The sequence below is a fragment of the Streptomyces sp. HUAS TT7 genome, from assembly GCF_051550175.1.
Lineage (GTDB): Bacteria > Actinomycetota > Actinomycetes > Streptomycetales > Streptomycetaceae > Streptomyces.
This window is the reverse complement of sequence record NZ_CP196175.1, coordinates 2,651,356-2,671,479: the sequence shown is the minus strand read 5'-3', so window position 1 is coordinate 2,671,479 and position 20,124 is coordinate 2,651,356. Positions and strand designations below refer to the sequence as shown.

17 protein-coding genes are annotated in these 20,124 nt (G+C 71.4%); 12 read left to right on the top strand and 5 right to left on the bottom strand.

Going from position 1 to position 20,124, the window contains the following annotated elements; translation table 11 throughout:
• Positions 1-42: 42 nt before the first annotated feature.
• Together ACSHXC_RS11805 and ACSHXC_RS11800 are read right to left on the bottom strand one after the other, a co-directional pair.
• Positions 43-1,983 (bottom strand): phosphocholine-specific phospholipase C, encoded by a 1,941-nt coding sequence (locus tag ACSHXC_RS11805; RefSeq protein WP_438291536.1) that lies wholly within the window; start codon positions 1,981-1,983, stop codon positions 43-45.
• A 223-nt stretch (positions 1,984-2,206) separates the two neighbouring features.
• Positions 2,207-3,598 carry an endonuclease/exonuclease/phosphatase family protein gene (locus ACSHXC_RS11800; protein WP_438291535.1) on the bottom strand — a complete coding sequence of 464 codons (1,392 nt, stop codon included), beginning with the start codon at positions 3,596-3,598 and terminating at the stop codon, positions 2,207-2,209.
• A 260-nt stretch (positions 3,599-3,858) separates the two neighbouring features.
• Here ACSHXC_RS11800 and gatC point away from each other — a divergent pair, with 260 nt between their 5' ends.
• The 5 genes from gatC to ACSHXC_RS11775 all read left to right on the top strand — a co-directional run bounded on the left by gatC (position 3,859) and on the right by ACSHXC_RS11775 (position 10,129).
• Positions 3,859-4,155 (top strand): Asp-tRNA(Asn)/Glu-tRNA(Gln) amidotransferase subunit GatC, encoded by a 297-nt coding sequence (gene gatC, locus ACSHXC_RS11795; RefSeq protein WP_003966094.1) that lies wholly within the window; start codon positions 3,859-3,861, stop codon positions 4,153-4,155.
• 4 nt (positions 4,156-4,159) lie between these two features.
• Positions 4,160-5,653, top strand: coding sequence for an Asp-tRNA(Asn)/Glu-tRNA(Gln) amidotransferase subunit GatA (gene gatA / locus ACSHXC_RS11790; RefSeq protein WP_438291534.1), 1,494 nt, complete (start codon positions 4,160-4,162; stop codon positions 5,651-5,653).
• The gene (locus ACSHXC_RS11785) at positions 5,650-5,889 is read left to right on the top strand and encodes a hypothetical protein (RefSeq protein ID WP_189963931.1); all 240 of its coding nucleotides are present in this window, start codon (positions 5,650-5,652) and stop codon (positions 5,887-5,889) included. The genes gatA and ACSHXC_RS11785 overlap by 4 nt, the downstream gene beginning before the upstream one ends.
• Positions 5,890-5,905: 16 nt before the next feature.
• Positions 5,906-7,411, top strand: coding sequence for an Asp-tRNA(Asn)/Glu-tRNA(Gln) amidotransferase subunit GatB (gene gatB, locus ACSHXC_RS11780; protein WP_438291532.1), 1,506 nt, complete (start codon positions 5,906-5,908; stop codon positions 7,409-7,411).
• Positions 7,412-8,020: 609 nt separating this feature from the next.
• Positions 8,021-10,129, top strand: a complete 2,109-nt coding sequence (locus ACSHXC_RS11775; protein WP_438291531.1) for a phosphocholine-specific phospholipase C — start codon at positions 8,021-8,023, stop codon at positions 10,127-10,129.
• Positions 10,130-10,142: 13 nt separating this feature from the next.
• Here the strand turns inward: ACSHXC_RS11775 and ACSHXC_RS11770 are convergent, their stop codons facing one another.
• The 3 genes from ACSHXC_RS11770 to ACSHXC_RS11760 all read right to left on the bottom strand — a co-directional run bounded on the left by ACSHXC_RS11770 (position 10,143) and on the right by ACSHXC_RS11760 (position 11,740).
• Positions 10,143-10,280 carry a hypothetical protein gene (locus ACSHXC_RS11770; protein ID WP_438291530.1) on the bottom strand — a complete coding sequence of 46 codons (138 nt, stop codon included), beginning with the start codon at positions 10,278-10,280 and terminating at the stop codon, positions 10,143-10,145.
• 1 nt (position 10,281) lies between these two features.
• Positions 10,282-11,154: a hypothetical protein gene (locus ACSHXC_RS11765; protein ID WP_438291529.1), complete on the bottom strand. Its 873-nt coding sequence runs from the start codon at positions 11,152-11,154 to the stop codon at positions 10,282-10,284.
• Positions 11,155-11,365: 211 nt separating this feature from the next.
• A complete protein-coding gene (locus ACSHXC_RS11760) occupies positions 11,366-11,740 on the bottom strand; it encodes a hypothetical protein (protein WP_438291528.1) in 375 nt (124 codons plus the stop codon).
• 584 nt (positions 11,741-12,324) lie between these two features.
• Here ACSHXC_RS11760 and ACSHXC_RS11755 point away from each other — a divergent pair.
• From ACSHXC_RS11755 to ACSHXC_RS11725, 7 genes are all read left to right on the top strand, one after another.
• Positions 12,325-13,779 (top strand): peptidoglycan-binding protein, encoded by a 1,455-nt coding sequence (locus tag ACSHXC_RS11755; RefSeq protein WP_438291527.1) that lies wholly within the window; start codon positions 12,325-12,327, stop codon positions 13,777-13,779.
• A gap of 44 nt (positions 13,780-13,823) precedes the next feature.
• Positions 13,824-14,555, top strand: coding sequence for an ABC transporter ATP-binding protein (locus ACSHXC_RS11750; RefSeq protein WP_438291526.1), 732 nt, complete (start codon positions 13,824-13,826; stop codon positions 14,553-14,555).
• Between the two features lie 47 nt (positions 14,556-14,602).
• A complete protein-coding gene (locus ACSHXC_RS11745; RefSeq protein WP_438291525.1) occupies positions 14,603-15,832 on the top strand; it encodes an ABC transporter permease in 1,230 nt (409 codons plus the stop codon).
• 169 nt (positions 15,833-16,001) lie between these two features.
• Positions 16,002-18,206: an MMPL family transporter gene (locus ACSHXC_RS11740; protein WP_438291524.1), complete on the top strand. Its 2,205-nt coding sequence runs from the start codon at positions 16,002-16,004 to the stop codon at positions 18,204-18,206.
• A gap of 30 nt (positions 18,207-18,236) precedes the next feature.
• Positions 18,237-18,797 carry a GNAT family N-acetyltransferase gene (locus ACSHXC_RS11735; RefSeq protein ID WP_438291523.1) on the top strand — a complete coding sequence of 187 codons (561 nt, stop codon included), beginning with the start codon at positions 18,237-18,239 and terminating at the stop codon, positions 18,795-18,797.
• 124 nt (positions 18,798-18,921) lie between these two features.
• Positions 18,922-19,587, top strand: coding sequence for a hypothetical protein (locus ACSHXC_RS11730; RefSeq protein WP_438291522.1), 666 nt, complete (start codon positions 18,922-18,924; stop codon positions 19,585-19,587).
• A gap of 225 nt (positions 19,588-19,812) precedes the next feature.
• Positions 19,813-19,989, top strand: coding sequence for a hypothetical protein (locus ACSHXC_RS11725; RefSeq protein WP_438291521.1), 177 nt, complete (start codon positions 19,813-19,815; stop codon positions 19,987-19,989).
• Positions 19,990-20,124: the final 135 nt, after the last annotated feature.

Sequence of the window (20,124 nt, the reverse complement as noted above, 5' to 3'; positions counted from 1 at the left end):
AACTGCGCAATCGGTTGCCGCCCCGCGCCCCCAGGGCCGCGCCTACGCCCCGTGAACCGTTCCCGCGTACCGTTGCGCGAACCGCGTCCCGCTCGCCGCCGTCACCGTGACGTCGTAACTTCCGTCCTGCAACGGCCAGTTGACCGATGAGCTGCCCCTCGCGGGGACCCACACCGTACGGCTGGTGCGGTCGTCGGACACGGTGAACGACACCTCGCCCGCGCCCTCGTTGCGGAGGTGGAGGTCCAGGGTCCGGCCGCGCAGGGTCGCGGTCGCCGAGGGGAGCGGGGCCGGGGCGTCGTGGTGGGTGAGCGTGCCCGAGAAGCGGCGGACGAAGCCGTCGGCGCCGTGGACCGTGAAGTCGTAGCGCCCGTCGGTCTCCGAGGTCTCCCAGATGTATGTCTTCGACGCGCCCGGGGCGACCGTGAACGGCGTCCCCGTGAAGGGCTTCACCGCGTTCGGCAGCACCGTGAAGTGGAAGGCGGCCTTCCCGTGGTTGGCCAGGGTGCAGGTGACCCGGCCCGTCGCGCGGTTCACCGTGACGTCCGCCCAGGGGCGGTACGGCAGGGGGCGGTGAGGGCGGGTACCCGGCTCCTGGGTCGGCATCGACTGGGCCCCGTTCGGGGGCAGTTTGACGGCGGGCAGGGCGTTGCCCGCGTCCGCCTTCGCCATCAGGGCCACCGTGTCGGGGAGCTTCGGGATCGAATAGTCCGGCTTCGTGAAGTCGAAGCAGGTCGTCAGGTCGCCGCACACCGCCCGGCGCCAGTCCGAGATGTTCGGCTCGCGCACCCCGGTCACCAGCTCCAGGAAGCGGAGTACCGAAGTGTGGTCGAAGACCTGGGAGTTGACGTATCCGCCGCGTGACCAGGGCGAGATCGCCCACAGGGGGACCCGGTTGCCGAGGCCTATCGGGCGGCCCGCCGCGAACTCGTCCGGGGTGCCCGGCTCGGGCGACGGCGGCAGTACGTGGTCGAAGTAGCCGTCGTTCTCGTCGTACATGACCAGGAAGACGGTGTGCTTCCACACCTCGGGGTTCGAGAACAGCGACTGGAGCGCCTGGTCGACCCAGTGCGCGCCGTAGTCGGGCCCCGCCGAGGGGTGCTCGCTGAACAGATACGGCGCCACCAGCCAGGACACCGTCGGCAGCGTGCCGTCCTTGCAGTCCTTGTCGAAGGCGGCCGGGTCGAACTTGGTCATCGCGTTGATGTAACGCGGGTCGCTGGTGGGGAAGTTGTGGAACTGTTTGAAGTACGACAGAGCGTTGTCGTCGTAGTCGCCGTACCGGTCGTCCTTCGACGGGTTGTGGTAGACGCGCCAGCTGACCTTGGCCGCCTCCAGGCGCTCGGCGTACGTCGTCCAGTCCGCGACCGGGTTGTCGGTGACCGGGGTGTTGTCCGTCCAGGGCCCGGTCGTGCCGTCCTTGCCGGGGCCGCAGGTGCCCGTCCACAGGTAGAGGCGGTTGGGGTCGGTGGGGCCCGCCTGCGAGCAGAAGTAGCCGTCGCAGAGCGTGAACGCGTCGGCGAGGGCGTACTGGTAGGGGATGTCCTCGCGGGTGAAGTAGCCCATGGTGCGCTCGCCCTTGGCGGCCACCCACTTGTTCATCGCGCCGCCGTTGATCGCGGTGTGGCCGGTGCCCCAGTCGTGCGGGAGGCCGCCCGCGTTCTGGGCGTTGTACTTCGTCGTGTCCATCCGGAACGGCAGCATGAAGCCGTCCGAGCGGCCCGCGTCGGGCTGGCGGAAGACGGAGTCGCCGTTCGGGAACGTCAGGGCCTGGCGGTCGTCGAAGCCCCGGACGCCGCTGAGGGCGCCGAAGTAGTGGTCGAAGCTGCGGTTCTCCTGCATCAGGACGACGACGTGCCTGACGTCCTCGATGCTGCCCTTCGGGCGCGGGGCCGCGGTGGCGGGTTCGGGCAGGCCGACGGCGGCAGCGGCGGCGGTCGCGGCGGAGGCGCCCACGAAGGCGCGACGGCTGAGCGGAGTCATGACGGAGGAATCCTTCGGGTCAGGATCGATCGGCTGCGGGACGGGGCGAGGGCCCGGCGGGAGGCGAAGGGTGCCGTGGCGTGGGCCCGGCGGGAGGCGGCCGGCGCACGGTGGAACGGCACGGGCCGCGGCTCAGCGGAAGGTCTCGGCAGGAGGTGGCTCGGCGGACGGTGAACGGCACGTGCCGGGCACTCGGAGGAAGGGCGGCTCGGAGGAACGCCGCTCAGCGGACGGTGAACGTGACGGCGGGCGCCGCGTGGTCCGACGGCCAGCCGTTCCCCGCGGTGTCCGGCACCGGCTTCGGCCAGCCCGTGACCAGCGCGTACGCGGCCTCCACGTGGAGCGGCCCGGCGTACTGGATCTGGTCGATGCGGTCCTGCGGCTCCCCGGGCCGCACCGGCGACCACGTCGTGCCGGGCTCACGGGACGGGTTCGGGTGCGCCTCGCGGAAGGCGTCGTGCAGGCCGGACGCGCCGAGCGCCACCGTCACCGGCCAGCGCACCTTGGTGGCCCGGTCAAGGTGCGAGGGCGAGGCGAGCCCGGCCGCAAGGACGACCGGGGTGTTGCGCGCGGCCAGGTCGCCCTTCATCGCGGCGAGCAGCGCGGTCGCCTGCCGGTACCGGACGCTCGCGAGCTCGGCCGCCTCGACCTCGGCGGGGGTGTGCCCGTCCCGTACCGCATAGGGTCCGTACGCGGCCTCGTCCAGCTGGGCCGTCCACAGCCGCAGCCGCCGCCCGCCCGGGAGTTGGAGGGTCGCGGCCGCCGTGCCGGCCAGCGGCGAGGCCGTCTCCGTGAGCGGGAAGCGGCTGACGATGCCGACCCCGGCCGGAGTGTCATAGGCATGCCACCCCAGCGCGTCGGCCAGAGGCTCGGCCGAGGTGCCGCCCGTCTCCTGGAGGGCGAGCACGTCCAGGCCCTGACCGAGGACGAGCCGCAGCAGCTTCTCCGGTGCGCCGTCGACGTGCGTGCCCGCGTCCCAGAGGTTCAGCGAGGCGATCGTCGGACGCGGCCGCGCCCCGGCGGCGCGCACCGGCACCTGGACGGTGACGACGTCGCTCGCGCCCGCACTGTCCTTGACCGCGACCGTGATCCGGCCCGGGTGCGCGCCCGGCCGCTCGGGCGCCGTCCCGGTCACGGTGCCGTCGGCGCCGACGCCCAGCCAGGAGTCGCCGGACAGCCGCCGGAAGGACGGGGTCCCGGAGGGGTTGCCCGCGGGGCGCACCCACAGCGGGCCGAGCGGAATCGACACGGGTGACCCGGCCGCGTACTCCCCGGTCGTGAAGGAGTCGACGACGGCGTGCGGCGGCACCACCGGCGGCTTCGCGGTGATCGTGATCGGCGGGGTCTGCGCGAGGATCCCGTAGCCGTCCTTGGCCAGGAGGTAGGCGGTGTACACGCCTTCGCCGAGGCCCGAGGTGTCGAGCGTGAGGTCTCCGGAGGCGGCCGCGACGTACGACCAGACCAGAGAGGAGCCGGTGCCGGGCTTGCGGTCGCCGTCGTAGACGCCGATCCAGTTCTTGGGATCGGGGGCGTCCGTGGTCCAGTGGAAGGCGAGCTTGTCGCCCTCGCGGGGGCTTGCCGGCGCGACGAGCCGGACCGTACTGAGGGGGGACACGGCGGGTCTGGTCCTCTCTGTGGACGACGTGGTGAGGCGAGTTGGCTGGACAACTTCGCCAAGTCAGCCAGTCGTCCGCACACGCGATGTGAACGGAGCATGACCAGATGTGGGAGATCCCCGGACGGGCCGGGAAGAGCCCGGCGGCGGGGGCCGGAGGCGGTGACCGAGGGTGAGCGGGTAATCCGTTTCGTGGTGAGGGTGCCGCGCCCCATAGGATTGGGCCCAAACCACAATCACTCACCCCTGAGGATCGCTGCATGCCTGGCATTACGCGCGAGGAGGTCGCCCACCTCGCCCGGCTGGCGCGTCTGGAGCTGAAGGGCGAAGAGCTCGACCACTTCGCCGGACAGCTCGACGACATCATCGGCGCGGTCGCCCGCGTCTCCGAGGTCGCCGACCAAGACGTACCCCCGACCTCCCACCCGCTGCCGCTGACCAACGTCATGCGCGCGGACGAGGTCCGTCCGTCGCTCACCCCCGCGCAGGCGCTCTCCGGCGCCCCGGCCCAGGAGCAGCAGCGTTTCAAGGTGCCGCAGATCCTGGGGGAGGACTAATCACATGACGGACATCATCAAGCTCACCGCCGCCGAGATCGCCTCGAAGATCGCGTCCGGCGAGCTCACCGCAGTCGAGGTCACCGAGGCCCACCTGGCCCGCATCGAGGCCGTGGACGAGAAGGTCCACGCCTTCCTGCACGTCGACCGCGAGGGCGCGCTCGCGCAGGCCCGCGCCGTCGACGCCAAGCGCGCGGCCGGCGAGAAGCTCGGCCCGCTGGCCGGTGTGCCCCTCGCGCTGAAGGACATCTTCACCACCGAGGGCATCCCGACCACCGTCGGCTCGAAGATCCTCGAAGGCTGGATCCCGCCGTACGACGCGACGCTCACCAAGCGCCTCAAGGACGCCGACGTCGTCATCCTCGGCAAGACCAACATGGACGAGTTCGCCATGGGGTCGTCGACGGAGAACAGCGCGTACGGGCCCACCGGCAACCCGTGGGACCTGACGCGCATCCCGGGTGGATCGGGCGGTGGCTCCTCGGCCGCGCTCGCCTCCTACGAGGCCCCGCTCGCCATCGGCACGGACACCGGCGGCTCCATCCGCCAGCCCGCCGCCGTCACCGGCACCGTCGGCGTCAAGCCGACCTACGGCGCGGTCTCCCGCTACGGCATGGTCGCCTTCTCGTCCTCCCTCGACCAGGGCGGGCCCTGCGCCCGTACGGTCCTGGACGCGGCGCTGCTGCACGAGGTCATCGCCGGGCACGACCCGCTCGACTCGACGTCCATCGACGCGCCGGTCCCGCCGGTCGTCGAGGCCGCGAAGAACGGTTCCGTCGCCGGGATGCGCGTCGGCGTCGTCAAGCAGTTCGCGGGCGAGGGCTACCAGGCAGGTGTCGTCCAGCGCTTCAACGAGTCGGTCGAGCTGCTGGGGTCGCTCGGCGCCGAGATCGTCGAGCTGGACTGCCCGTCCTTCGACCTGGCGCTCTCCGCGTACTACCTGATCGCGCCGTCCGAGTGCTCCTCGAACCTGGCCCGCTTCGACGCCATGCGCTACGGCCTGCGGGTCGGCGACGACGGCACGAAGTCCGCCGAGGACGTCACCGCGCTCACCCGTGAGGCCGGCTTCGGCGACGAGGTCAAGCGCCGCGTCATCCTCGGCACGTACGCGCTGAGCTCCGGCTACTACGACGCGTACTACGGCTCGGCCCAGAAGGTCCGCACCCTCATCACCCGCGACTTCGAGAAGGCCTTCGAGCAGGTCGACGTGATCGTCTCGCCGACCACGCCCACCACCGCCTTCCCGATCGGCGAGCGCGCCGACGACCCGATGGCGATGTACCTCGCCGACCTGTGCACCATCCCGACCAACATGGCGGGCAACGCCGCCATGTCGCTGCCCTGCGGCCTCGCGCCGGAGGACGGGCTGCCGGTCGGGCTGCAGATCATCGCCCCCGCCATGAAGGACGACCGCCTGTACAAGGTGGGCGCCGCTGTCGAGGCCGCCTTCGTGGAAAAGTGGGGTCACCCGCTGCTTGAGGAGGCTCCGTCGCTGTGAGTGCACTGACCAAGGCCAAGGGTTTCAAGAAGTCCAAGGCCGGTACGTACCTGTCCATGGGCACCACCGCCTTCGGCGCGATCAGCGTGGCGAAGCAGGTCAAGAAGGCCCGCCTGGAGCACGACACGCTGAAGCTCGTCGACGCGATCGTCTCCGCCGCCGCCATCGCCACCGGCATCGCCCTGCTGTACCGCGAGCTGAAGCGCCTCGGCGACGACGACGTCCTGCTGGGCTGAGAGGGAAAGTTTCACCGTGACTAGCGAACTCCTGTCGTACGAGGACGCGTTGGCGTCGTACGACCCCGTCATGGGCCTTGAGGTCCATGTCGAACTCGGCACCAGGACCAAGATGTTCTGCGGCTGTTCCACCGAGCTGGGCGCCGAGCCCAACTCGCAGACCTGCCCCACCTGCCTCGGCCTGCCCGGCTCGCTCCCGGTCGTCAACGCGATCGGCGTCGAGTCGGCCGTCAAGATCGGTCTCGCGCTGAACTGCGAGATCGCCGAGTGGTGCCGTTTCGCCCGGAAGAACTACTTCTATCCGGACATGCCGAAGAACTTCCAGACCTCGCAGTACGACGAGCCGATCGCCTTCAACGGCTACCTGGACGTCCAGCTGGAGGACGGCGAGATCTTCCGCGTGGAGATCGAGCGCGCCCACATGGAGGAGGACACCGGCAAGTCCACGCACGTCGGTGGCGCGACGGGCCGCATCCACGGCGCCTCGCACTCGCTCCTGGACTACAACCGGGCCGGCATCCCGCTCATCGAGATCGTCACCAAGCCGATCGAGGGCGCGGGCGAGCGGGCCCCCGAGGTCGCCAAGGCGTACGTGGCCGAGCTGCGCGAGGTCATCAAGGCGCTCGGCGTCTCCGAGGCCCGGATGGACAAGGGCCAGATGCGCTGCGACGTGAACCTGTCGCTGCGCCCGCACGGCGTCGAGAAGTTCGGCACGCGTTCGGAGACCAAGAACGTCAACTCGCTGCGTTCCGTGGAGCGGGCGGCCCGCTTCGAGATCCAGCGGCACGCGGCCGTGCTGTCCTCGGGCGGGACCATCGTGCAGGAGACCCGTCACTTCCACGAGGACGACGGCTCCACCACCTCGGGGCGCATCAAGGACAACGCCGAGGACTACCGCTACTTCCCCGAGCCGGACCTGGTGCCGGTGGCTCCCGCGCGCGCGTGGGTCGAGGAACTGCGTTCCGCGCTCCCCGAGATGCCCCGGGTGCGGCGCAACCGGCTCCGCGAGGAGTGGGGCGTCAGCGAGCACGACATGCAGTCGATGCTGAACGCGGGCGCGGTCGACCCGATCGTCGCGACGATCGAGGCGGGCGCGGACGCGGCGGGTGCCCGTAAGTGGTGGATGGGTGAGCTCGCCCGCAACGCCAACGAGCAGGGTGTCGCCCTGGACGAGCTGCCCGTCACGTCGGCCCAGGTCGCGCGGGTCGTGGCGCTGGTCTCCGAGGGTTCCCTCAACGACAAGCTGGCCCGCCAGGTCATCGAGGGTGTCCTCGCGGGTGAGGGCGACCCGGACGCGGTCGTCGAGAAGCGCGGTCTGAAGGTTGTCTCGGACGAGGGTGCGCTGGGCTCCGCCGTGGACGAGGCGATCGCTTCCAACGCGGCGATCGCGGACAAGATCCGGGGTGGCAAGGTTGCGGCGGTCGGGGCGCTGGTCGGGGCGGTCATGAAGACCACGCGTGGTCAGGCCGACGCGGCGCGCGTGAAGCAGCTGATCCTGGAGAAGCTGGGCGTCGAGGGCTAGCCCTCACGTCCGCGTCCCCCAAGGGGCGGCCCGTTCCGGCGACTTGCCCGGGGCGGGCCGCCCTTTGCTTTCCCCCACCCCGCCCCTTCCCGCTGTGACACTCTGCGGCTCCGCCGCGTGGCCTCCGGGGGTTGGAATGGGGTGAGCAGGTTTTCCTGGGGCTCCGCCCCGGACCCCGTTCGCGCCTTAAGGGCGCTCGTCCTCAATCTCCCCCAAGGCCTTAAGGGCCAGGGGGGACCCCCCCATGACGGGCTGGAGATGCCGGGTTCTGGCCAGGATCGACGCTGCCAGGGGCGCGGGGCTGTGACACGTGCGGCTCCGCCGCGATGGGGGTCCCCCCTGTTCGAGCGAAGCCGAGAACTTGGGGGAGCGACCAGCCACGCACGGTCCGCGGCTGAAAAGGGGGTTAGAGGCGCGGGGAACTTGCGCGATCGGCCACAGGGGCGGGGGGTCTGGGGGCCGAGCCCCCAGGGAAGGGCAGGGGGTTGGACTTTTGGTGGGGGCGCTTGGACGTTCATCGGGGGGCCGGGGGAGGGCCTTCTGGGGGACACCCTGGGTCACTACCGTTCCCCCCGACGCACCTCACCACGTACAACCCGGGAGGATCACTTGGCCACGGACATCTCACGGCGCCGCCTGCTCGCACTCGGCGGCGGCGCACTCGGCGCATCCGCGGCCGGGTCGCTGCTGCCGCCCTCGCTGCAGTCGGCGATGGCCGCCGGGCCGCCCGCCGGTGGGCTGAGCGCGGTCAAGCATGTCGTGATCCTCATGCAGGAGAACCGGTCGTTCGACCACTACTTCGGCACCCTGAGGGGCGTGCGCGGTTTCGGTGACCGCAATGCCCTCCAACTGCCCAGTGGCCGACCCGTGTTCGAGCAGCCCGGGCCGCTCGGCAGCACCGTCCTCCCCTTCCCCGTGCGTGGCGCCGCCGCCACCCAGCACAAGGACCTCCAGTACATAGGCGCCCTCGACCACTCCTGGAGCGGCGGCGCCAAGGCCTGGAACGGCGGCTGGATGGACAACTGGGTGTCCGCCAAGACCTCGGCGACCATGGCCTACTACGACCGCCAGGACATCCCGCTGCACTACGAGCTCGCCGACACCTTCACCGTCTGCGACGCCTACCACTCCTCCATCCACAGCTCCACCAGCCCCAATCGCAATCATCTGTGGAGTGGGAAGACCGGGTTCGAGGCGAACGGCCAGCGGGCTGTCGGCAATGACGCCTATGACGAGGGGACCCATCCCGGGTACGGCTGGGGCACCTACGCCGAGCGGCTCGAAAAGGCCGGGCGCAGCTGGAAGACGTACACCGAGTGGGAGAACTTCACCGACAACCAGGTCGAGTTCTTCACCACCTTCAAAGCCATTGCGCGCAAGGCGCTCGCCAAGACCGGCGGGCACACCTTCATGGAGTCCTTCTACTCCGTTGTACGCGACGCCACTGACAACGCCGAGCGTCAGAGGCTGCTTGGGCTGCTCGACCAAGGTGTCGCCACGCTCACCAAGGCCGAACGCGGCCTGTTCGAACGGGGGTTGAGGCGGGTTCCCACCGGCACGCTCGCCGACGCCTTCGGCAAGGACGTCGCCGCCGGCACCCTGCCCGAGGTCTCCTACCTGGTGCCCTCGGCGCTCGACTCCGAGCACCCGAGCGTCTCCTCGCCCGTGCACAGCGCCACCATCGTCTACAAGGTGCTCGACGAGCTCGGCAAGCACCCCGACGTCTGGCGGCACACCGTCGTCCTCATCAACTACGACGAGAACGACGGCTTCTTCGACCACGTCCCGCCGCCCGTCGCTCCGCCCGAGGTGGCCGACGAGCAGTGGGACGGCAAGCCCACCGGGCTCGGCGCGCGGGTGCCGCTGCTCGTCGTCTCGCCGTGGAGCGTGGGCGGCTACGTCTGCTCCGAGGTCTTCGACCACACCTCCGTGATCCGCTTCCTGGAACAGTGGACCGGGGTGCGCGAGCCCAACATCAGCACGTGGCGGCGCACCGTCACCGGCGACCTCACCTCCGCCTTCGACTTCAAGCGGGGCAGGCCGCAGCCCGCCGTGACCCACCCCGGCCCCATCCCGCCGCTGAGCGGACGCTGGCGCCCCGAGCCGCCCGCCCAGCAGCACATGCCCGTACAGGAAGAGGGCACCCGGCCCGCCCGGCCGCTGCCGTACCAGCCGGACGCCTACGCACGCGTCGCCGACGGCGCCCTCCAGGTGCAGCTCAGCAACAACGGCCGGGCCAGCGCCCACTTCGCGCTCTACCCGTACGCCAAGGAGTTCGCCGCGCCGCAGCACAAGGACGTAAGGGGCAAGGCGCAATGGAGCGTGCCCCTTACCGGTGGGGCGAACGGCGCCTATAGGTTCACGGTCACCGGGCCGAACGGGTTCCGGCGGGAATTCGAGGGCGCAGGGGCCGCGGACGCCGCCGAGGTGACGACGTACCTCGACCACAACGACCGCGACGTCCATCTGACGCTCCGCAATCGCGGCGACAGGCCCGTCACCTTCGTCGTACGGCCGCTCGGTTACGCCGACGAGGCCGATCTGCGGGACTGGAAGCGGACCGTGACGGTCAAGCCCGGCCGCAGCCGCACCGTGGTGCACTCCGCCGCCGACGCGCACGGCTGGTACGACCTCGAAGTGACCGCGGACGGCGGCGGCTCGTTCCGCAGGCGCCTGATGGGCCACATCGAGAACGGCCGCCCGAGCATCTCCGGCTGACCGCGACTCGGAGTCATCCGGGGGAGGCACCCTGGGTGGTCGTGGCGGGCTGCGGCGACGAGTCGTCGTCGCAGCCCGAGAGCCCGGCCATCGAGAGAAGCACCGCGAGTGCCGCCACAACCGCCATGCGCCGGCGTTTGGCCGACTTCACGTCAGCTCCCCGTCGCGAGGATCGTCGCCGAATTGCGCAGCGTGGCGTCGATCTGCTGCTTCACCTTGGTCAGGTCCTCGGCGTGGTCCTCGATGTACCGGTTCTCGTAGGCGGTGAGGACCGCGTACCAGATGCCGACGACATTGGTCTGCTGTTTGCAGGCGACATCCGCGCGGGCCGTCGCGATCTCCGTCGGACTCGGCTGGGGCGAGCGCCACGCCGGGTCGTTCACGGCGTCGTCGGGGCTCTTGTACGTGTACCCCTTGCCTTTCATGCACGTACTCCAGGCGCCGAACGCGTCCTGGACCCGGCTGTCCGACTTCGATTGCTGATACGGGCCCATCATGACGTTCGCGGCGTCCAAGATCCCCACTCCAGGTGCGCCGCCCTTGGTCAACTCGGCTTCCACCACGCCATTGCAGCCGCCTTTGGGGACGGAATGGCCATTGATGTCCGGGCCTTTGTAGGTGCCGGTGAAGACCGACTTCTCGACCGGGGTCGGATCAGGGCCCGTGCCGGACTTCTTTCCGCCCTGGGAGCCGCCCTTGGAATGATCGTCGGGTGAGTGGTATCCGTACTGCGAGGCACGGTTCTCGTCGATGATCAGAAACAGCGTGTCGAGTTTCTGGCCGACGGGTGCCGGGTCGATCACATCGCTGCCGTGCCAGTCGATTCCGTATTGCGTCATACACCGCCGAGCCAGTACGCGCTGGGCATTGAGCGTGTCCAGGTACTGCTGCTGATTGAGGGTGTACGCGTCCAGCGGCAGCGGTTTGATCTGTGCGGCATCGGTGATCTTCACAATGGCGCCGGTCTTCGGCTGCTCCGCCTTCGGTGACGGGCTCGAACAGCCCGCGGCGAGCAGCAGCGCCACGGCCGCCGCCACCGCGAGGGGCGGGCCCGATACCCTGGGGACCCTGGCCGGCGTCGCCGCACCCGGGCGCCCTCCCTGTGGAACTCGCGCGTCCATGGCCACCTTTCAGACTTCGTGCCCGCAGGGCTTGGGGTACGGAGCAGCCGGTTCGCCGGTCGGCCGCCGCCGCGGACCGTGCCCTGGTCCGCGGCGGCAGCCGAGTGGGATCCGGTCAGCTCCACTCGATGGAGCTGGCACGGTCGTTCATCGCGTCCCCGACGTAGCTGGAGTCGCCGACGAACCCGTAGGTCGAGCCCCAGCGGTTGCTGTTCTCATACAGCTTGGTCCAGCAGTTGGCATAGCTGCGGAACGAGGAGATGACATCGTTCCAGCCGCCCGGCATGGAGTTGATGTAGTAGTCCACGTCCGAGGTGGTCGCGGTGCAGGTGCCGCCCGTCACGGTGTACGTCGCGCCCTGGTAGTTGGCGTCGACGAACTCGATGCCGATGACGGTGGCGGCCGGGCCGAGCGTGGTGGCGGCCGGGGTGCTCGCGGCCGATGCGGGGGTGGCGAGGCCGGTCAGGGCGGCGACTGCGACACCGGCCACGGCTAACGCGTATCTGGATCTCACAACGAATCCCCTTCAGTTTCCCGAGAAATGACGTGAGGCCGAGCTTTCGTGCTCATTTGTTGCACGGTTCCGGCCGGAGACCGCTGTGTCCCGGGATGTCTCCCAGGGCAGGAGAACCGTAAGTGGTGCGGTTCGTCCGGTCAATGGAGATTTTGCGGACTCTGGGCCTCCATGGGCTCGATGGAACGACAGGGGCGGAGGGTGCGGGGAAATCATGACTGGATCCCGCGAAGGGCCGGGTGAAGGCAGTGGCCCGGAATATCGAATTCCCTGACGGGGAAGCCCAGTTGAAAAGGCCAGGAAAAGATCGTGTGCTGACAGGTCTCCCCGGTTCCGTGCGTTCACGACAGCCGTTATTCGGCCACACTTGTCTCCGGGCACCCCGGAAATTCCCTCTTGACGCGGCCGGTCCCGCACATCAAGCTGGCGCCCGATCCCGCAAGCGGACCGGGCGGCTACCTGGCAGGCGGACCCGAATGGCAGACAGTTCCACGCCCGAATCGGGTATTCCGACTGCCCTGGACGCCGATAGGCCGGACAAGGAAGCCGGTCCGTCGGGCGTGCCCGCACCGCGGTCCGCGGAACCTCAACTTCCGCCGACGGCATCGGCTCTGATCAAGCGTCAGCGCATTCTCCTGGTCGTCACCGCGGGCGCCGCGCTGCTGTCCGTCGGCGGACTCGTCGCCTCGGTCTTCGTCCGTTCCCCCGCGCAGGACGCCGCCGGGCGGCGGGCGCCCGACCCGACCGTGCTCACCGCCCCGGTGCAGCAGCGCGTCCTCACCAAGTCGGTGATCCTGCGCGGCACCGTCACCGCGGGGGGCAGCGTCAACTTCACGCCCGTACAGGGCCAGTCCCAAGGGGCGGCGGCCGGTGCGCTGCTCCTGACCGGGATCCGTAAGAAGGCCGGCAGTGCGGTGGCGCCGGGCGACGTCCTGGTCGAGGTCTCCGGGCGGCCCGTCATCGCGCTGTCCGGGCCGGTGCCCGCCTACCGGGACCTCAAGCCCGGCGACACCGGCAAGGACGTCGGCGAACTCCAGGACGCGCTGCGCCGCCTCGGATACGCCGACAGCGACCCGGCGGGCACCTTCGGGCCGCGCACCAAGACCGCCGTAGCCGCGCTCTACGCCGACCGCGGCTACGACCCGCCCAACACCGGCGGCCCGCACGGCGCGTCCGACCAGCAGCAGCTCACCGCGGCCCGCCAGGCCGTCACCACCGCGCAGCGCGCCGTCACCGCGGCCCGCGCGACCCGCGACGGCGCGAAGGGGGCCGCCGCGATCTCGGCCGCCACCACCCAACTCGGTTACGCGGAACAGGACCTGGCGACCGCGCAGAAGGCCCTCGACGACCTCGTCGCGCACACCGGGGTGATGCTCCCGCTCGCCGAGTTCACCTTCGTGCCCGCCTTCCCCGCCCGGCTCTCGGCCGTCAACGGAGCCGTGGGCTCGGCCGTCGCCCCGCCGCTGCTCACCATCGACTCGGGGCGGCCCGTGGTGACGACCGTCCTCACCCAGGACCAGAAGTCGTCGCTGCGCGAGGGCATGAAGGTCCAGCTCTCCGCCGAAGTGCTCGGCCAGGAGGCCAAGGGCGCCATCACCGCGCTCGGCGCGTACACCACGGGCGCATCCAACTCCGGCCAGCGCAACGGCAGTTCGGGAACTGGGGGGCAGAACGGCTCGTCCGGCGGCGGCCAGGGCGGCGGCGACACCCCGCAGGCCCGGGCCGGCTACCCGCTGACCGTCACCCCGGACACCGAACTCCCCGCGCCGTGGCTCGGCCTCGACGTGCGCCTGACCGTGACCGCCGCGTCCAGCAACGGCCCGGTCCTGGTCGTGCCCGCCACCGCCGTGAGCGCGGGCGCCGACGGCCGCACCTCAGTGTCCGTACGCGCCGCCTCCGGTGCCCAGAACCGCATCCCGGTCACCGCGGGCATGGACGCCGACGGGTACGTGGCCGTGACGGCCGCCCCGGGCTTCCGGCTCGCCGCGGGGGACGCGGTGGTGGTGGGCCAGTGAGGGGGTGGCGCAGGCGAGGTGGGGCGGCGGGGGAGGGGCCGGGGGTGGAGGCGGCCGAGGCGGTGCCCGCCGGCATCCCCGCCGTCATTCACCTCGTCGCGGCCGCCCGCACCTACCCCGGGCCGCCCCCCGTCCACGCCCTGCGGCCCACCGACCTCACGGTCCGCCGGGCCGAGTACATCGCCGTGGTCGGGCCATCCGGGTCCGGGAAGTCGACGCTGCTCAATGTGATCGGGCTCGTCGACCGGCCCACCGGCGGGCGCTACCGGCTCGACGGCATCGACACCGGCGGGCTGCCCGAGGCCGACCGCACCGCCCTGCGCGGACACCGCATCGGCCTTGTCTTCCAGGCCTTCCACCTGCTGCCGTACCGCACCGCCACCGAGAACGTCATGCTCGCCCAGGTCTACCTCGGCACCCCGCGCGCCCGACGGCGTACCGAGGCAGTCGACGCGCTGCTCGCCGTCGGCCTCGGGCACCGGCTCGACGCGCTGCCCTCCGCCATGTCCGGCGGCGAGCGCCAGCGCGTGGCCATCGCCCGCGCACTCGTCAACCGGCCCAGCCTGCTGCTCTGCGACGAGCCCACCGGCAACCTGGACTCCGCGTCGGCGGGGCGGGTCATGGACACGCTCGACGCCCTCAACGACAGTGGCATCACCCTCGTCGTCATCACCCACGACCCGGCCGTCGCCGCCCGCGCGCGGCGCACGATCACCATCCGTGACGGTCAACTCGCCGAGGACAGCGGGCAGTCGAGCGTCTGGAGCCCGGCGTGAGGAGGACGGCCCGGCGCCCGCGCCACCCGGGCATCCCCCGTACCCGCATGGTCTTCAGGGACCTCGCGGCCGAATCCGTGGCCGGCATCCTGCAACGCCCGGCCCGCACCGCCCTGACCATCCTCGGCACGCTGCTCGGCGTCGGCGCGTTCGTTGCCATCCTCGGGCTGACGGCCACCGCGCGCGGCCAGATCAGCTCGGACTTCACGGTGCTCGCCGCCACCCAGGTCACCGTGAAGGACGTCGGCGCGCCCGACCCGGCACAGCAGACCGGCGCGGCCACCCGCTACGACTTCCCCGACGACGCCGACCAGCGCGCCGAGGGGCTGTCCGGCGCCGTCCACGCGGGCACGTACTGGCAGGTGTTCAAGACTCCGCCCGCCGTCTCCACCCGCTCGGGACCGGCCACCGGAGCGGCCGCGGGCCCGCAGGGCGCCGAGGGCCTCACGGTGTACGCGGCGAGCCCGGGGCTGCTCCAGGCCGTCGGGCCCACGCTCGGCGGCGGCACGCTCTACAACACCTTCCACGACAGCAGGCGCATGCATGTCGCCGTGATCGGCTCGGCCGTCGCCCGCCACCTCGGCATCAGCAACCTCGCGGCCCAGCCCGCCGTCTTCGTCAACGGCACCCCGTACACCGTCGTCGGCATCCTGCAGAACGTCGAGCGGCTGCCCAACCTGCTGCTCTCGGTGATGATTCCCGACCGCACGGCCCGCGCCGACTACGGCGACCCGGCGCCCGACTACGCGGCCACCATGCTCATCCAGACCCGCGTCGGCGCCGCCCGGCTCATCGCCAAGCAGGCCCCGCTCGCGCTGCGGCCCGACCGCCCCGACCACCTCCAGGCCGTGCCGCCGCCCGCACCGCACGCGCTCCAGGACAGCGTCACCGGCAGCCTCGACTCACTGTTCCTGCTGCTCGCGGGCATCACCCTGGTCATCGGCACCGTCGGCATCGCCAACACCACCCTGGTCTCCGTCCTGGAACGTACCGGCGAGATCGGACTGCGCCGCTCGCTGGGTGCGCGGCCCCGGCACATCGCCGCCCAGTTCCTCACCGAGTCCGCGGTGCTCGGCACCCTCGGCGGGCTGCTCGGCACCGCCGCCAGCATCGTGGTCACGCTCTCGGTCGCCCTCGCCCACGACTGGACGGCCATCCTCGACCCCTGGACCACGCTGCCCGCCCCGCTGATCGGCACTCTCACCGGCCTGCTCGCCGGCGCCTACCCCGCGCTGCGTGCCGCCCGCATCGAACCCGCGGAGGCCCTTCGGCGCTGAACTCCGGGCCCTTTGCCCCCATTCGGGAGAAGAGCCCTGTGAGGAAGGCCACGAAAGGGGCAAACGATCTCTATTGACTGCCAGAGTGGCTGACGCGCATCCTGCGCACCGCCGTTCTTTGCGGGCTGTTCCCGGTCAAAGAGCCACAAAATCATCCGGGAGCACTCTGTTGGCCGCCCTCGCGCGCTGGTGTGTCAGGCACCGCCTCGTCGCCGTACTGCTCTGGCTCCTCGCGCTCGGCGCCACCACGACCGCGGCGGCCGTCGCCGGTTCCGCCTACTCCAACGACTACGAGGCCCCCGGCACCGAGTCCGGCCGGGCGAGCGCGCTGCTGGACGCCGCCTTCCACGGCCGGGGCGGCGACACCGACTCGATCGTCTGGCACACCGACTCCGGCTCGGTCCGCGACAGCGGCGTACGGCAGAGGATGCAGCACACGCTCGCGCAGGTCGCGAAGCTCCCCGGCGTCGCCTCCGTGACCGGCCCGTACGGGGCCGAGGGCGCGGCCCGGATCAGCGCCGACGGACGTACCGCGTACGCGACGGTCACCTTCGACGAACAGGCCGACGACGTCCCCAAGGCGCAGGCCAAGGCCGTCGTCGACACGGCGAGGGCCGCCGCCTCCGACTCCCTCGACGTCGAGCTCGGCGGCAGCGCGGTATCCCTCACCGAAGCGCCGTCCGCGCACCTCAGCGAGGTCGTGGGCGTGGTCGTCGCGGCCGTCGTGCTGTTCCTCGCGTTCGGCTCGTTCGCCGCCAGCCTGCTCCCGATCGCCACGGCGCTGGTCGGCGTCGGCACCGCGTACGCGGGCATCGCACTGCTCGGCCACGTCATGACCGTCGCCGACTTCGCGCCCATGCTCGGCATGCTCATCGGGCTCGGCGTCGGCATCGACTACGCCCTGTTCATCGTCACCAGACACCGGCGTGGACTGCGCCAGGGCATGAGCGTCGGGGAAGCGGCCCGCACGGCCGTCGCGACCACCGGGCGGGCCGTCGTCTTCGCGGGCGCGACCGTGTGCATCGCCCTGCTCGGCATGCTCATCCTGCGCCTGAGCTTCCTGGGCGGCGTCGCCGTCGCCGCCTCCCTCACCGTCGTCCTGACCGTGGCCGCCTCGGTCACGCTGCTGCCCGCGCTGCTCTCGTTCATCGGGATGCGGGCGCTCAGCCGCCGTGAGCGCCGCAGGCTCGCCGAACACGGGCCGCGGCCCGAGCTGCCCACCGGGTTCGCCGCCCGCTGGGCCGGCTTCGTCGAGCGCCACCCCAAGCTGCTCGGCGCGATCGCCACCGTGGTCATGCTGGTGCTCGCGCTGCCCGCGCTCTCCCTCCACCTCGGCACCTCCGACCAGGGCAACAACCCCGCCAAGACGACCACGCGCCAGGCGTACGACCTCCTCGCCGACGGCTTCGGGCCCGGCGTGAACGGGCCGCTCACCGTCGTCGCCGAACTCGAAGGCCCCGCCGACCGGCTCGCCATGGAGCGGCTGCCCGGCGTGCTGCGCGCCACCGGCGGCGTCGCCTCGGTGAGCCCGGTGACGTACAACGGCAGTGGCAGCACCGCCGTCCTGACCGTCGTACCGGACTCGGCACCGCAGTCGCAGCGCACCAGCGACCTCGTCGACCGGCTGCGGCACGAGGTGCTCCCGGCCGCCGAGCGCGGCAGCTCGCTCAAGGCGTACGTGGGCGGCGTGACCGCGAGCTACGACGACTTCGCGGCGATCATCGTCGGCAAACTCCCGCTGTTCGTGGGCGTGGTGATCGCGCTCGGCTGCGTCCTGCTGCTGCTCGCCTTCCGCTCGATCGGGATCCCGCTCAAGGCGGCCGCGATGAACGTGGCGGCGGTGGCCTCCGCGTTCGGCATCGTCGTCGCGGTCTTCCAGTGGGGCTGGGGCAGCGAACTCATGGGGCTCGGCCGGTCGGGCCCGATCGAACCGTTCCTGCCGGTGATCATGGTCTCCGTCCTCTTCGGCCTGTCCATGGACTACCAGGTGTTCCTGGTCAGCCGGATGTACGAGGAGTGGCTGGAGACCCGCGACAACCGGCGGGCGGTCCGGGTCGGCCTCGCCGAGACCAGTCGCGTGATCAACTCGGCGGCCGTGATCATGATTTCGGTCTTCCTCGCGTTCGTGCTCAGCGGCGACCGCGTGATCGCCATGTTCGGCATCGCGCTCGCGGCGGCCGTCGCCCTGGACGCGTTCGTCCTGCGCACCCTCCTGGTCCCCGCCCTCATGCACCTGCTCGGCGGCGCCAACTGGTGGCTGCCCGGCTGGCTCGACCGCAGGCTTCCCCGGATCAGCATCGAGGCTCCCGAATGCCGCCGTGCGAAGATCCCGGAGCAGCCGGCGGCCGGCCGGACCGACCAGCTCGTGCCCTAGCAATCACTTGGTTCAGATGGAGGAGCGGGGATGTTCGCAGTATCGCTGGGGGACGACGGGGCGGAGCTCCGCCCGCTGGAGCCCTGGCAGGCCGAGGAGTTCCTCGCCCACATGGACCGGGGCCGCGAGTACATCGGGACCCACATCGCCCTGCCCGACTTCGCGACCGACCTGACCTCCGCGCGCGCCTTCCTCCAGGGGTACGCGGACAAGGCGGCCGCCGACGCCGGGCGCATCTACGGCATCTGGCTCGACAACACGCTGGTCGGCGCCGTCATCTTCCGGACCTTCGAGCCGGCGCAGGGCAACTGCGAGGTCGGCTGCTGGCTGGAGGAGGCGGCGGTCGGGCGCGGCCTGATCACCCGGGCCATCACGATGCTGATCGACTGGGCCGTGGACGTACGCGGGATGCACCGCGTCGAGTGGGTGGCGTCCGCCGAGAACACCGCGAGCACCAACGTCGCCAGGCGGCTCGGCATGACCAGGGACGGGGTGCTCCGCGAGAGCTACCTCTACCGAGGGGTGCGGCACGACAGCGAGATCTGGGCGGTCCTCGCGGACGAGTGGCGGGCGGCGCGGGTGGGGCGCTGAGGCAGGCGGGCCGCTGAAGGCACGGGAGTTGAGGACGGTGCGGGGCGGACGCCGGTGAACGTACGGGCCGCGCGTTAAGGAAGCTCTCAGCGGGCTCTCAGAAACGGCACCTAGCGTGCCCGGCATGAACGCCACCCCCGCCACGACGAAGACCGACGCCGAGACCGAGCCCAAGACGGACGCCGAGACCGGGGCCAAGACGGACGCCGAGACCGGGGCCACGTCCGCCACCGCGGGAGAGACCGTCGAGGCGGCCCCCGAGGCCGCCCAGACCCCTGACGCACAGGCCGCCGGGGCCACCGACCCGCAGGACTCCGCGAAGGCCGCGCCCGAAGACGGCCTCGCCGACGAGGACGACGCCGACGAGCCCGACGACGAGCCGGCCCCCCGGCCGGCCTTCGGTACGGGCGCCGCTGCCGTTGTCGCCAGTGCGCTCGGTGCCGTGTCGCTCAGCGGCACCTGGATGGGCAAGACGCTCTCCGAGCGGGCCACCCTGGTCGGCCAGATCAAGACCTCCCAGAACGGCACCGCGGCCCAGCAGATCCAGGAGATCTACGGCAACTCCTGGCACACCACCGCCCTGGTCAACGGCGTCTTCGCGCTGCTCGCCCTGGTCGTCGGCGCCTTCGTGCTCGCCCGCCCCGCCTTCGGGACGCCGGGCCACGCCGAGCAGCCGGTGTGGGTCAAGGCCGTCGCCCTCGCCGGAGTCGTCCTCGGCGTGATCGGCCTGCTGATCTCCGCGGGCATGTACCTCGACCTGTTCGCGGCGCTGCCCAGCACCAAGGGCTGAGGTTCCCCGGGGCGCGCCTAAGGCGCCCGCCGCCCCGCCTTAGACGGACCGGTCAGGTATCCGGGACACATCCGGCCCGTCTAAGGCAGCACCTCCTTACAGATGCGGCACTCGCCCGATGTGGGAGGGGCCCCTGGGAGACGAGAGTTGAGGCATCGCAAGGAACCGGAACAACACCCGGACCGGGCGACGCAACCTCAACCGAGTCAACCCAGGAGTACCGAGATGTTCGAGTACGAGATGCACAAGGTCCACGAGGCCGAGCTGCTGCGCCGCGCCGACCGGGAGCGCCTGGTGGGCCTGGCCCGACGGGCCGGGCGCCGCTTCGGCCGCCGCAATGGCGACAACGGGCCGGAGGGGCGGGTGAGTTCACCGCGGAACCGGTTCGTACGGGCCGCCTGAGCCCGGCCGCCCGCGATGACTACCACCCCGGCCCGCCCCGCCACCACCGCCCGGACGCCGTCCCCGGCCGCGGCCCCGACCTCCTCCGGGGCCGCCTCCCCAGCCGGGGACGGACCGTCCGGCGCCGCGTTGTCA